The sequence below is a fragment of the Streptomyces sp. TLI_55 genome, assembly GCF_900206255.1.
Taxonomy (GTDB): Bacteria; Actinomycetota; Actinomycetes; order Streptomycetales; family Streptomycetaceae; genus Streptomyces; species Streptomyces aquilus.
Window position 1 is genome coordinate 3,622,797 of record NZ_OAOJ01000001.1, and the last position, 13,277, is coordinate 3,636,073.

Annotated in this window: 7 protein-coding genes; 5 read left to right on the plus strand and 2 right to left on the minus strand. The window is 73.7% G+C overall.

Features of this window, described 5'->3' with window-relative positions; all coding sequences use genetic code 11:
- Positions 1 to 128 precede the first annotated feature (128 nt).
- Both CRP56_RS16730 and CRP56_RS16735 read right to left on the minus strand, forming a co-directional pair.
- Positions 129 to 1,370: a serine/threonine-protein kinase gene (locus CRP56_RS16730; RefSeq protein WP_097264834.1), complete on the minus strand. Its 1,242-nt coding sequence runs from the start codon at positions 1,368 to 1,370 to the stop codon at positions 129 to 131.
- 123 nt (positions 1,371 to 1,493) lie between these two features.
- Complete coding sequence (locus tag CRP56_RS16735) at positions 1,494 to 3,140, minus strand: serine/threonine-protein kinase (protein WP_097264837.1); 1,647 nt, start codon at positions 3,138 to 3,140, stop codon at positions 1,494 to 1,496.
- Positions 3,141 to 3,495: 355 nt separating this feature from the next.
- Here CRP56_RS16735 and CRP56_RS16740 point away from each other — a divergent pair, with 355 nt between their 5' ends.
- The 5 genes from CRP56_RS16740 (at position 3,496) to CRP56_RS16760 (ending at position 13,234) form a co-directional block, all read left to right on the plus strand.
- Positions 3,496 to 7,065, plus strand: a complete 3,570-nt coding sequence (locus CRP56_RS16740) for an FHA domain-containing protein (RefSeq protein ID WP_097274128.1) — start codon at positions 3,496 to 3,498, stop codon at positions 7,063 to 7,065.
- Positions 7,066 to 7,211: 146 nt separating this feature from the next.
- A complete protein-coding gene (locus CRP56_RS16745; protein ID WP_097264839.1) occupies positions 7,212 to 8,582 on the plus strand; it encodes an ABC transporter substrate-binding protein in 1,371 nt (456 codons plus the stop codon).
- 5 nt (positions 8,583 to 8,587) lie between these two features.
- A complete protein-coding gene (locus CRP56_RS16750) occupies positions 8,588 to 9,940 on the plus strand; it encodes a carbohydrate ABC transporter permease (protein WP_179851040.1) in 1,353 nt (450 codons plus the stop codon).
- Positions 9,937 to 10,818, plus strand: a complete 882-nt coding sequence (locus CRP56_RS16755; RefSeq protein ID WP_097264842.1) for a carbohydrate ABC transporter permease — start codon at positions 9,937 to 9,939, stop codon at positions 10,816 to 10,818. Before CRP56_RS16750 ends, CRP56_RS16755 begins: the two co-directional genes overlap by 4 nt.
- 154 nt (positions 10,819 to 10,972) lie before the next feature.
- Positions 10,973 to 13,234, plus strand: coding sequence for a bifunctional glycosyltransferase/CDP-glycerol:glycerophosphate glycerophosphotransferase (locus tag CRP56_RS16760; protein ID WP_097264844.1), 2,262 nt, complete (start codon positions 10,973 to 10,975; stop codon positions 13,232 to 13,234).
- Positions 13,235 to 13,277: the final 43 nt, after the last annotated feature.

A 13,277-nucleotide genomic window follows, 5' to 3' on the forward strand; every position in this document is an offset into this window, starting at 1 on the left:
ACCGACCAGTGCCGGGTGGCTGTGCGGGGGCTTTCGGCCTGGCCGGGGGCGGTCGACCTTCCAGTTGCCGAGACGGGTGGAGGGCGGGCACAGGTCGGGAGTCCAGGGGGCGGAGCCCCCTGGGACGGTCAGGGAGACGCTGGTGCCGAGTTGCCCGAGTCGGACGGTGTCCCCCCGTCGTCCCCGGACGTCGCCGCCCACACCCCCACCCCGGCCGCCGAGACCAGCACCAACGCCGCCGCCCCCAACGCCACCTTCCGGCGCCGCGCGGCAACCCGGTTCCGCGCCGACCCCGGCCGCGGCGCCCCGACGGCCCTCGGCACCCGCGCCGTCCCCCGCGCACCCCCCGCCAGCTCATCAGGCGCCGGTACCCGCATCGACGTGTGGGTGTCCCGGTTGGAGTCGGCCGGCTTCGCCCCCGGCACCAGCGGCACCGCCCCTCGCCGCACCGGCGACGCCGAGTTCGGCGCCGGTTCCGCCGGCAGCGCGGCCTCCTCGGCCTCGTCGTCCTCCGCGTCCGGCTCGTCGACGTCCAGCGGCGGCATCCCGGCCAGCATCGGCAGCAGCTCCCGCAGCCGCGCCGCCAGCTCGGAGGCGCGCAGCCGGGAGGCCGGCGCCTTGGCGAGGCACTGCACGATCAGCTGCCACAGTTCGTCGGGGATGCCGGGCAGCGGCGCCACCGTCTCGGTCACATGGCGGCGCAGCACCGCGCCCGGGTGCCCGCCGCCGAACGGCGTGAAGCCCGCCAGCAGCTCGTACAGCACGGTCGCCAGCGCGTAGATGTCCACGGCCGCGCGCGGGGGCAGCCCTTCGACGATCTCCGGCGCCAGATAGTCCGGCGTGCCGATGATCTTCGTAGCCCGGGTCCGGCGCGGGGTGTCGATGAGCTTCGCGACGCCGAAGTCGGTGAGCAGCGCGCGGTGCGAGCCGCCGGGGCCGAGCGGGCCCTGCATGTCGAGGAGGACGTTCTCCGGCTTCACGTCCCGGTGCACGACGCCCGCCGCGTGCGCGGCCGCGAGCCCGTCGGCGACGTCGGCGACGATCGCCACTGCGGCCTCGGGGGCGAGCCGCCGGTCGCGGTCGAGGCGGGTGCGCAGATCGGTGCCGCGGACGAGGTCCATGACGAGCGCGAGGTCGTTGCCGTCGACGACCAGGTCGCGGACCGAGACGACGTTGGGGTGCTCCAGGCCGAGCAGCGCCGTGCGCTCCTGCACGAACCGTCCGACGAGCTCCTCGTCGGACGCGAGGTCCTCGCGCAGCAGCTTGATGGCGACGGGCCCCTCGGGTCCCTCACCCAGCCACACCGTACCGGCGCTGCCCCGCCCCAGGATCTGGTGGGCGGTGTACCGGCTGCCGATCTTCCGTGCCAAGGCTGCTCCTACCGACGCGACTTGGCGACAAAAATACGCGTCCGAAGAGCCGACCTTCACCGCGGAGACCGAAATCACCCGCCGGGTGTCGACAAATCAACAGACTCACGTCGGCTGATACCGCTACTGCCCGGACGAACCGCCCCCGAGGTCACCGATCCACCCGGACACCGTCCCGATCCAGTCCCCGAGCTGCTGCCAGTAGCTCTTGCCGGTGCCGATCCAGTCCTGGAGCGGGCTCAGTTCCCAGATCAGCCAGCCCGCGACGAACAGGATGACGAGCGTGAACAGGCAGCCCTTGAGGCAGCCGAGGCCGGGGATCCTCATCGGGCTGGCGCTGCGCTGGCGCGGCTGCCGGGGCTCGCGCTGCGGCTGCTGCGGCTGCTGGGGCGGCGGCGGCGCGTACCGCTGTGGAGGCTGCTGGGGCTGCGGCTGCGGGGCGTACCGCTGCGGCTGCTGCGGTTGCTGCTGCGGATAGCCGTAGCCCTGCTGGGGCTGCGGGCGCTGCTGGGGGCGCGGCTGCTGCTGCGGGCGGGCGACCTGCCGCTGGGGGCGGCGGCGCAGCGGGTCCTGGTTGGGGTCGAGGTACTGGACCTGCGTCTGTTCGTTGCGGTCCCGGGCGGCGCGCAGCTGGTTCTGCCAGGGGTGCGGGTCCTCGGGACCGGGTCCACCGGGCTGGCCCTGCGGGACCGGCGGCATGACGGCCGTCGGGTCGGCCGCGCCCCGGTTGGGGAGCACGGCGGTGGGGTCGGCGGCGCCCACGTGCGGCAGCACGTTGGTGGCGGCGTTCGGGTCGTATGCCCCCGCGCCATGCGGCAGCACCTGGGTGGGGTCCGCGGAGCCCGGTACGGCGGCCGGGGCCGGGTCGGGCGCGAGGAGCGCGCCGACGTTCTCGGCGGCGGCGATCTGCGCGGAGTTCGCGTGCACGCCGATGCCCTCGGCGACGACGCGCAGGCCGCGCGCGAGGTTCTCGGCGCTGGGCCGGTGGTCGGGGTTCTTGCGCAGGCAGCGCTCGATGACCGTCCAGAGCGGGTCGGGGACCGTGGACGGGCGGCGCGGCTCCGCGCTGAGGTGCTGGTGGAGGACTTCCAGGGCCGAGCCGCCGGAGAACGGCGGGCGGCCGGTGACCAGCTCGTACAGCAGGATGCCGGCGCCGTAGATGTCGACGGCGGAGGTCTGCGGGCGGCCCTCGGCGGACTCGGGGGCGACGTACGCGGGCGTGCCGACGAACTCGTGGGTGCGCGTCAGACCGGGTGAATCGGCCAGACGGGCGATGCCGAAGTCGGTCAGCATCGGGTGCATCTGGCCGCCGTCCTGCTTCAGCAGGACGTTGGCGGGCTTCAGGTCGCGGTGGACGACGCCGTCGGCGTGGCTGGCGGCGAGCGCGTCGGCGACCTGCGCGGTGAGCAGGGCGGCGCCGACGGGGCTGAAGGGGCCGTTCTCGCGGAGGTGGCGGTGCAGGTCGGGACCGTCGACCAGGTCCATGACCAGGGCCAGCAGATCGCCCTCGACGACCAGGTCGCGGACCCGGACGATGTTGGGGTGGGTGAGCCGGAGCAGGACGGAGCGCTCCCGCAGGAACCGCATCACGATGTCCGGGTCGCTCGCGAGCTCCTCCTTGAGGACCTTGATCGCGACGGTCTCACCGGGCTGCCCCTGGACGGCCGCCTCGGCGCCCGCGGCCTCGCGCTGCCGGGCGCGCCACACGGTGCCCGTGGCGCCGCGTCCGAGCGGCTCCTCGAGGAGGTACTTGCTGCCTACCGGCCGCACGTCATGCGCTCCCTGCTTGCTTGCGTATGTTCCGACCCACTGTAGTGCCGCCTCCCGTAGGAGCAGCCTGTCGTCTTTCTGTGCGTCTTACGTACCGGTTCCCGTGGTTGTTCGAAGGAAAGACGCTCGACCCGGTCGGCCGGTTGCCACAGTCGTACGTGACCGATCTCAAGTGATCACCGGCGCGGCCTTGGTCAGGCACTTTTGGGGGCAGAGCTGACCAATCAAGATCACTTGCCACCGGGGGGCGGGCAGACTGTCAGTGGCAGGTGCGAGGATGCCTGCAGTACTGGCCGATGTGCTCGTGTGGGGTGGGGGACTGTCCGCGCCCGGGCAGAAGGGACCGCTGACGGCGATGCAGATCCGGCTGACCGTCGTAGACCCGCTGGCCCCGCCCGCCGAGGCGGCCCGGGGCCGCACCCCGAGCCGCGACGTGCTGGTCACGGCCCCCGCGGGGACGGCCCTGGCGGCGATAACCTCCGCGCTCGCCTCCGCGGTCTCCGGCGACGGCGCCCCCGGCTCCGGCCAGCCCGTGCTCTACGCGGGTGCCGAGCGGCTCGACGACCGGCGCTGCACCCTAGGCGAGCCCCCGCTGACCGACGGCGCGGTGCTGTCCCTCGGCGCCCCCACCGACCCCGAGCCGCACCCCGAGGTCGACGACGCCCCGGCCCGCCTAGACGTGGTCGCCGGGCCGGACGCGGGCGGGGTCCATCTCCTGCACGGCGGCCGGGTCGAGATCGGCCGCTCCGCCGACGCCGACGTCCCGCTCGACGACCCGGACGTCTCCCGGCTGCACTGCGCGGTCACGGTCGCGGGCGACGGCCGCGTCTCGGTCGCCGACCTCGACTCCACGAACGGCACGGTCCTGGACGGCACCCGCGTGGGCACCCGTCCGGTCCGCTTCCCGCCGGGCGCCCTCCTGCGCATCGGCGAGTCGGCCCTCCGTCTGGCCCCGCCCGGCGGGCCCGGCGCGAGGCTGCGGACCGCCCCGGACGGCGAGGGCCACGTGCGCGTGCCGGCGCCGCCGGACGAGGACACGGCCGGGGGCGACGCGGCACCCTCCGCCCCGACCCGGCACACCACCGGCACGGCCCCATGGGCCGCACCGGGCCAGGGCCGCACCACCACCGAAGCTCCGGTCGTACCGGGCCAGGGCGGCGCGCCCCGGATCGAGAGCCAGGACCCCAGGCCGCACGGCACCGGCTCCCGGCGCCGGGTGTCCGGCGTCGCGGGTGCCGCCTGGCCTGGCGCGTCCGACAGCGGGCAGACGCACGGCGGACGGCTGGGCACGGGTGAGGCGTACGCGCCCGGTGGAGACACCGGCGGTACGAGGGGAAGCCACGCCCCGTCCGGCAACGCCCCGTCCTCCGGCAGGGCTTCGACCGACCCGGCACAGGGCGGCTCCGCCGACGCGGCCTCGGCCTACGGCGGCGCTCAGGACGCCCGCCCGGTCGGCCCGGCACCGGGCGCAGCCTCAGCCCGACCGGCACAGAACAGCCCCGTCGACCACTCCGCGCGCGGCGCGGCCATCCACCGTGACGCCGACTCCGCCTCCGCCTCCGCGGAGCACACACGCACCGCGGACGGCCCCGACGCCGCCGACGCCCCCGGCACCGGCCGCCGCAAAGGCACCCCCCTGCGCGGCACCGACGTACCGCAGGGCCTGCGCAAGCGGGGCGGGCTCGGCGCGTGGGCGCGGCGGCTGGCTGGCGGGCGCGGTGAGCAGAGCGCGGCCGCGGACCGGACCGAGGCCTACGACGAGGAGACGGCCGACCCGGTGACGGACGCCGTGGCCGGTGCGTCCCAGCTGCCGGAGACCTGGCCGGACCCGGCGGCGCTGCTGCTGACGGCGCTGGGCCCCGGGCCCCGGCTGTGGGAGCGCGGCCCGGGGCACCCGGAGGCGCTGACGGTCCGGCTGGGCACGGCCGACCGGGCGGCGCCCGACGGCTCGGGGCTGCTGCCCGCGGTCCCGGTGACCGCCGATCTGCGCGAGGTCGGCTCGCTGGGGCTGGCCGGCCCCCGCGCGCGGCTCGCCGGACTGGCCCGCGCGGTGCTGGCCCAGCTCGCCGCACTGCACTCCCCCGACACCCTGGAGCTGGTCCTGCTCAGCGCGGACCGCTCCCGCCCGGCCGCGGAGCGCACCGCCGAGTGGTCCTGGCTCGGCTGGCTCCCGCAGCTGCGCCCGGGCCATGGCCAGGACTGCCGTCTCCTCCTCGCCTACGACCGCGAACAGGCGACGGCGCGCACGGAAGAGCTGCTCAGAAGGCTGGAGGACGCGCCCGCACCGCCCGCGGCAGTGGCGCCCCGACGGCCATCCTGGGCGCAGGACGACGACACCGTCGACGCGACCGGCTTCGCGGGGCCGTACACCGTCCTCGTCGTGGACGGCGACCCCGGCGGCGCCGATGTGCGCGAGGCCGTGGCGCGGCTGGCGCTGGAGGGGCCGCGGGCCGGGATCCATGTGCTGTGCCTCGCCGAGACGTCACCGGCCTCGCCCGCGTCGCCGGTGACGGAGACGTACGAGGCGGCGTGCACGGCGGCGCCGACGTTCCGCGCGTGCGGCGCGGTCGCGCTGCTCAGCGGCGATGTCGCGACGGCCCTGCGGCTGCTGCGGGTCGCGCGGGCCACCGCCGACCACGCCTCCGCCGTCGAGCCCCCGGCCGGTCCCGTGGGCCATGGCACCGTCGCCGCCGTCGACGCCGTCTCCCTCGCCTGGGCGGAGCGGTTCGCGCGGGCGCTCGCGCCGCTGCGCACGGACGGCACCGGTCCGGAGCGGCACGCGCGCGTGTCGGCGCCACTGCCCCAGATGGCGCGGCTGCTGGACGAGTTGGGGCTGGCCAGGGCCACCCCGGCCTCGCTGATGGCCCGTTGGGCGGCCGCGGCGGACGACCCCGAGTCGCTCGGCGGACGGGCCTGGGCCGTGCTCGGCGCCGGACCGCGCGGGCCGGTCGGCGCGGACCTCGTGGCGGACGGCCCGCATCTGCTGATCGAGGGACCGGCGGGCAGCGGCCGTACGGAACTGCTGCGGGCGGTCGTCGCCTCGCTGGCGGCGGCCGAGCGTCCCGACCGGCTGAGCATCGTCCTGATGGACGGCCGCGACGGCGTGAGCGCGGGCGCGGGGCACGGGGAAGGGCTGCGGGTCTGTACCGACGTACCGCATGTGACCACCCATCTCGCCGCCAACGACCCGGTCCGGATGCGGGAGTTCGCGCAGTCCCTGAGCGCCGAGCTGAAGCGGCGGGCGGAGCTGCTGGGCCGGTCCGACTTCACCGAGTGGCACACCGGCCGTGAGCTGTCGGGCCGAATGGTCGCCCAGCGCGGCGCCACCGGGACCGGCGACCTGGACAGCCCGCCCAGCTCCACCATGCGCCTGCGCCCGGGCGCGGCCCGGCAACGCACGGAGTCGGCGCCCCCGTTGCCCCGTCTCGTGGTCGTCGTCGACGACCTGGACGCGCTGGTCTCGCCCCCGCTGGGCTCCCCCGGCAGACCGTCGGCGGGCTCGGTGATGCGGGCCCTGGAAGCCGTCGCGCGGGAGGGCGAGCGGCTCGGCGTCCATCTGGTCGCGGCGGCGGCCTCCGGCGGCCGTACGGCGGAGTCGGAACCGGCGCGGCGGGCGCCGCTTCGGGTGGTACTGGACGCGGTGACGCCGGGACCGGACGAACCGGCGCCGGGGCGTGGGCGGTTGACCTGGGCGGACGGACGTACGACCGCGTTCCAGGGCGGGCGGGTCACCGGCCGCATCCCGCGCACGGCGACGCTGCGGCCGACCGTGGTCCCCCTGGACTGGGAGCGGATGGGCGACCCACCGGCCCGCCGCCCGGTGCGCGAGTTGGGGAACGGCCCGACGGATCTGGCCCTGCTGGCCAGCGCGTTGGAGCGGGCAGCCCGGGAGGTCGCGGCCACGGAGGTGCCGTCCCTCCTCTAGCGCCTTTGCCGGAACGCAGCGTTACGACGGCGCAACGATCTCCCACTTGACACCGCACGCGGTCTTGCCGACCCCATGCCCCCGGCGTAGACCAGAGCCCACGGGACAGCGCTCGACGTTCGACGAGGACGCAGAACGGGGCAGTGATGCGCAGCACGAGCACATACCGGACACGTAGGGCCGCGGCGACGGCAGCCGCCCTCCTCGCGGGAGCCCTCGTGCTCACCGCGTGCGGCGGAGACGACGACAACGCAAGCGACAACGAAAGCAAGGGCACGGGGACCGGCACCTCCGTCACCCTCCCCAAGCTCGACGGCCAGACCCTGGAGGTCGCGGCCGTCTGGACCGGAGCCGAACAGGAGAACTTCACCCAGGTCCTGAAGGAGTTCACCAAGCGCACCGGCGCGAAGGTGAAGTTCGTGCCGACCGGCAACAACACCTCCACCTTCCTCGGCGCCAAGATCGAGGGCGGTCAGCCGCCGGACGTGGCGTTCCTGCCGCAGGTCGGCGTGCTCCACCAGTTCGCGCAGAAGAAATGGCTCAAACCCCTCGGGGCGGAGGCCAAGGCCCAGTTGGACAAGAACTTCTCGCAGGGCTGGCGGGATCTCGGGGCGGTCGACGGCCAGCAGTACGGCGTGTACGCGAAGGCCGCCAACAAGTCCCTGATCTGGTACAACACCGCGGCCTTCGAAGCGGCCGGGATCACCGAGACGCCGAAGACGTGGAAGGAGTTCCTCACCACCGCGCAGACCCTGTCCGACGCCGGCTCACCGGCCGTGTCGGTCGGCGGCGCCGACGGCTGGACGCTGACGGACTGGTTCGAGAACGTCTATCTGTCCCAGGCAGGACCGGAGAAGTACGACCAGCTCGCCCAGCACAAGATCAAGTGGACGGATCCCTCCGTCAAGCAGGCACTCACCACGCTCGCCGAGCTGTGGGGCAAGGACGAGCTGCTCGCGGGCGGCCGCAAGGGCGCGCTGGACACGGACTTCCCGAAGTCGGTCACCCAGGCCTTCACCGGTGACACCCCGGCCGCGATGGTCTACGAGGGCGACTTCGTGACCGCGAACATCAACGCCGACACCAAGGCGAAGGTGGGAACGGACGCCAAGGTCTTCCCGTTCCCGGCGGTGGGCGCCGACTCCCCCGTGGTCAGCGGCGGTGACGTGGCCGTGGCGCTGAAGGACGGCAAGGGCGCGCAGGCGCTGCTGACGTTCCTCGCCTCGACCGACGCGGCCGAGATCTGGGCGGCGCAGGGCGGCATCCTCTCCCCCAACAAGGAGATGGACCAGAGCAAGTACAAGGACGAGGTGACCCGGCAGATCGCCAAGGCGCTGATCGACGCCGGTGACGACTTCCGGTTCGACATGTCCGACCAGGCCCCGGCGGCCTTCGGCGGCACGCAGGGCACCGGCGAGTGGAAGGACCTCCAGGACTTCCTGAGCAACCCGAGCGATGTCGCGGGCGCCCAGCGGAAGCTGGAGGCCGACGCGGCCAAGGCGTACGGGTCGAGCTGACGCCGATGGCCTCGGTGGCGAACTCGACGGGGGGCGCCGGCGCACTGCCGACGCCCTCCGTGTCTCCGCGCAAGAGCGTGACGAGGACCAGACTGTGGGTGGCGGTGCTGTTCCTGCTGCCCGCGCTGGTCCTGCTCGGCGCGCTCGTGGTCTACCCGATCGGGTACTCGATCTGGCGCAGTCTCTACGACGCCGACGGCTCGAAGTTCGTCGGTCTGGGCAACTACGGCGACATCTTCAGCAATGACGCGACCCTGACCGCCGTACGCAACACGGCGATCTGGGTCGCGGTCGCCCCGGCCGTGGTCACCGCGCTCGGCCTGATCTTCGCGGTGCTCACCGAACGGGTGCGCTGGGGCACGGCGTTCAAGCTGATCGTCTTCATGCCGATGGCGATCTCGATGCTGGCGGCGGGCATCATCTTCCGGCTGGTGTACGCGGCGGACCCGGACCAGGGCGTCGCGAACGCGGTGGTGACGAGCGTGCACGACGCGTTCGTGGACTCCTCCGTCTATCCGAAGGCCCGGCCGAACGCGGCGGTGAGCGATCTGAAGGCCTCGGGCGGGGGTTCGTTCACGTCGACCGGCACCGTGCACGCGGGCACCCCGGCCCTGCTGCCACTGGTCGGCATCGCCCCGAACCGGCTCCCCGGCAGCCCCGAGGACGCCAGGCCGGCCACCGGCGAGGGCATCGACGGCACGGTGTGGCTGGACTTCAAGCTGGGCGGCGGCGGCACCAAGGGCCAGATCGACGCCGGTGAGAAGGCGCTGAAGGGCGTGAAGATCGAGGCCGTGAAGGACGGCGAGGTCGTCGCCTCGACGACGAGCGGCGCCGACGGCACCTTCCATCTGCCCGGCGAGGCGGACGGCGCCCAACTGAGGCTCCCCGGCTCGAACTTCGCGGCCCCCTACAACGGCATCGACTGGCTCGGCCCGACCCTGGTCACCCCGGCGATCATCGGGGCGTACGTGTGGATGTGGGCGGGTTTCGCGATGATCCTGATCGCGGCCGGCCTCGCGGGCGTGGACCGCAATCTGCTGGAGGCGGCCCGGGTGGACGGTGCCAACGAGTGGCAGGTGTTCAGAAAGGTCACGGTGCCGATGCTGGCGCCGGTCCTGGTCGTCGTCCTCGTCACCCTGATGATCAATGTGATGAAGATCTTCGACCTCGTCTACATCATCGCCCCGCAGCCCACCATGGACGACGCCAACGTGCTGGCGCTCCAGCTGTTCCAGTCGTCCTTCGGCGGCGGCGCGAGCTACGGCATCGGCAGCGCGATCGGCGTCATCCTGTTGGTGCTCGTGCTGCCGGTGATGTGGGTCAATCTGCGCCGGCTGCGGAAGGAGCGTGAGCGGTGAGCACTCTCGACACGACCGTGCGCGCCAAGCGCTCCCTCGCCGCCCGGGTGGCGAGCGGGGCGGCGGGCGGCGCCCTGCGGATCTTCCTGATCTGTGTCGCGCTGATCTGGCTGGTGCCGACCTTCGGGCTGCTGGTCTCGTCGTTCCGCGACCCGACCGACATCGCCGCCTCCGGCTGGTGGAAGGTGTTCAGCGCACCGGGCCAGCTGACCGCGCACAGCTACGAGACCCTCCTGAAGAACGAGACGATCACCGACTCCCTGTTCAACACCGTGTGGATCACGGTCCCGGCGACCCTGCTGGTGGTGCTCATCGGCGCGATGGCGGGCTACGCCTTCGCGTGGATGGACTTCAAGGGCCGCGACACCTGGTTCATGGTCGTGGTGGGGCTGCTGGTGGTGCCGGTGCAGGTGGCGCTGATCCCGCTGACCGTGCTGTTCCGGGAGCTCGGGATCTTCGGCGACATCATCGCCGCGGTCCTGTTCCACGTCGGCTTCGGACTGCCGTTCGCGATCTTCCTGCTGCGCAACTTCTTCGCGGAGATCCCGAGGGAACTCCTGGAGGCGGCGCGCCTGGACGGGGCGGGCGAGGCGCGGCTGTTCGCCACCGTCGTCCTCCCCCTCGCCGCACCCGCACTCGCCTCGCTGGGCATCTTCCAGTTCCTGTGGGTGTGGAACGACATGCTGGTGGCGCTGGTGTTCACCAACGCCGACTCGCAGCCGCTGACGGTCGCCCTGCAGCAGCAGGTACGGCAGTTCGGCAGCAACATCGAGATCCTGGCGACCGGCGCCTTCATCTCGATGGTCATCCCGCTGATCGTGTTCTTCGCGTTCCAGCGGCAGTTCGTGACCGGCGTGATGGCGGGCGCGGTCAAGTAGGGCGTACGGCAGTCAGGTTGACGTTTCCGAGGGGCGGACCGGCAGCGGTCCGCCCCTTCGCGTCCCCCGTATGCCGCAAGGGACGTAACCAAGTCACCGCACCGGCCGTTCCCGGGCCGAACGCCCGCGCCGACCCCTCCCCCATGGATGTGCCTTGCCCAGGTTCAGTGTCATCGTCCCCGCGTACCAGGTTCAGGCGTATCTGCACGAGTGTCTGGAGTCGGTGCTCTCCCAGTCGTACCCCGATCTGGAACTGATCGCCGTCGACGACCGCTCGCCGGACGCCTGCGGGGAGATCGTCGACGAGTTCGCGGCCCGCGACCCCCGGGTGCGGCCGGTGCACCTCGCCGAGAACCGGGGGCCCGGCCCGGCGCGCAACGCCGGTCTCGCGGCGGCGACGGGTGACTACGTGGTGTTCCTGGACGGCGACGACACCCTCACCCCGGACGCGCTCCGGGCGATCGCCGACCGGCTGAAGGAGACGGGCGAGCCGGACGTGCTGGTCCACGACCACGCGCTCGTCGACTGGCGGGGCGAGGCCGCCCGCACGGCGCCGGCGCTCCTGCTCACCGAGCAGGGTCCGGCGCCGTTCCGCCTGGAGGACCGTCCCGGGCTGCTGAGGGCGACCACGGTGGTGTGGGACAAGGTGTACCGCCGGGAGTTCGTGGAGCGCGGGGGCTTCCGCTTCCCGCCGGGCCGTTACGAGGACACGCCCTGGACGTATCCGGTCCTGATGACGGCGGAGACGATCGCGACGCTGGACCGGGTGTGTGTGCACCATCGGCAGCGCAGGCGGCAACGGCACGCCACCATGGGCTGCTTCGACCTCTTCGACCAGTACGACCGGCTCTTCGCGTTCCTCGACCAGCACCCCGAACTCGGCCGGTGGCGGCCGGTGTTGTTCCGTCGCATGGTCGACCGGCTGACGGCGGTGTTCACCGACCGGCACCGGCTGCCGCGGGCCGCTCGCGCCGCGTTCCTGGGCCGGGCCCGCGACCACTACCGCCGCTACCGCGCCCCGGGCCACCGGGTGCCGTGGCGCGCCCGCCTGCGCCACACCCTGGTCCGCCTGAACCTGCACCGCGTCTACCGCGCGCTGGAGTTGGCCAAGAGGCTCAGCCACCGGACCATGGTCCGCACCGCCCGCCTAGCCGGCGCCCTGCGCACCGTGTCCCTCCGGCTCCACTACCGCGTCCAGCTCCGCCTCCCGCTGCACGAGGACCGCGCGGTCTTCTCGGCGTACGGGGACCGCGGCCACGGCGGCGACCCGGGCGCCCTGGAGTCGGCGTTCCGCGAGTTCGCCCCGCACATCCGCACGGCGTGGATCGCCGCTCCCGAGCACCATCACACGATCCCGACCGCCACCCGCCGGCTGCGCCCCGGCACCGCCGCCTACTGGACGGCGCTGGCCCGCTCCAAGTACCTCGTCGGCAACGCCGAGTTCGACCCCCGCCTGGTCAAGCGCCCCGGCCAGACCGTCGTCCAGACCCGACACGGCACGCCCCTCAAGCACATGGGCCTGGACCTCCTCGAACACCCCGCCGCCGCATGGGACATGGACGTCACGGCCCTCCTCGACGACGTCGACACATGGGACTACGTCCTGTCCGCCAACCGCCACTCCACCCTGACCTGGGAGCGCGTCTTCCCCGGCGGCTACACCACCCTTCCGTACGGCAGCCCCCGCAACGACGTGCTCCAGCGGGCCACTTCGCAGGACGTGCGACGGCTGCGCGAGCAGCTCGGCATCCCGGAGGGGGCGGTCGCGATCCTGTACGCGCCGACCCACCGCGACTACCGCCGCACCCAGCGCCCCACCCTCGACCTGGACCGCGTCCTGCGCCGCCTGGGCCCCCGCTTCGTCGTGCTGGCCCGCGCCCACCCCCGCCACCCGGGTCCGCTCGCCGCCGACTCGGCCCGGGTCCTCGACGTCACCGGTCATCCGAGCGTGGAGTCCCTCTGCCTGGCCTCGGACGCCCTGGTCACCGACTACTCGTCCCTGATGTTCGACTACGCGGGCCTCGACCGGCCGATCGTGATCCACGCCACCGACGACGACTACGCGGCGTACGAGGCGGCCCGCGGGACCTACTTCGACCTGCGCTCCTTCCCGCCGGGCGCGGTCGCGCGCAGCGAGGACGAGCTGATCGACATCTTCGCCACCGGGCACTGGCGCGGCTCCCGCTCCAACCAGCTGCGCTCGGCGTTCCGCGAGCGCTTCTGCCCGTACGACGACGGACGCGCCGCCGAGCGGGTCGTACGCCGTGTCGTGCTGGGCGAGACCGAGCTGCCGCCGATCGTGCCGCTCGCCGAGCGGTACCCGGTGCCGTCCGCGGCGGCGGAGCTCGGGCACTCCCCGCTGACGACGGTGCCGCGGCCGGCGTCGCCCGCCGCCGCGCTCACCGAGAACCTCTGACCGACCCCCCGCCACCGGAGCCCGTATGCCGTCCAGCCCGTCC

What these genes read in the sequence shown, in the direction of transcription:
- CRP56_RS16740 (WP_097274128.1), top strand. Translation starts at nt 3,496, where the DNA reads ATGCAGATCCGGCTGACCGTCGTAGACCCGCTGGCCCCGCCCGCCGAG.
- CRP56_RS16745 (WP_097264839.1), top strand. Translation starts at nt 7,212, where the DNA reads ATGCGCAGCACGAGCACATACCGGACACGTAGGGCCGCGGCGACGGCA.
- CRP56_RS16750 (WP_179851040.1), top strand. Translation starts at nt 8,588, where the DNA reads ATGGCCTCGGTGGCGAACTCGACGGGGGGCGCCGGCGCACTGCCGACG.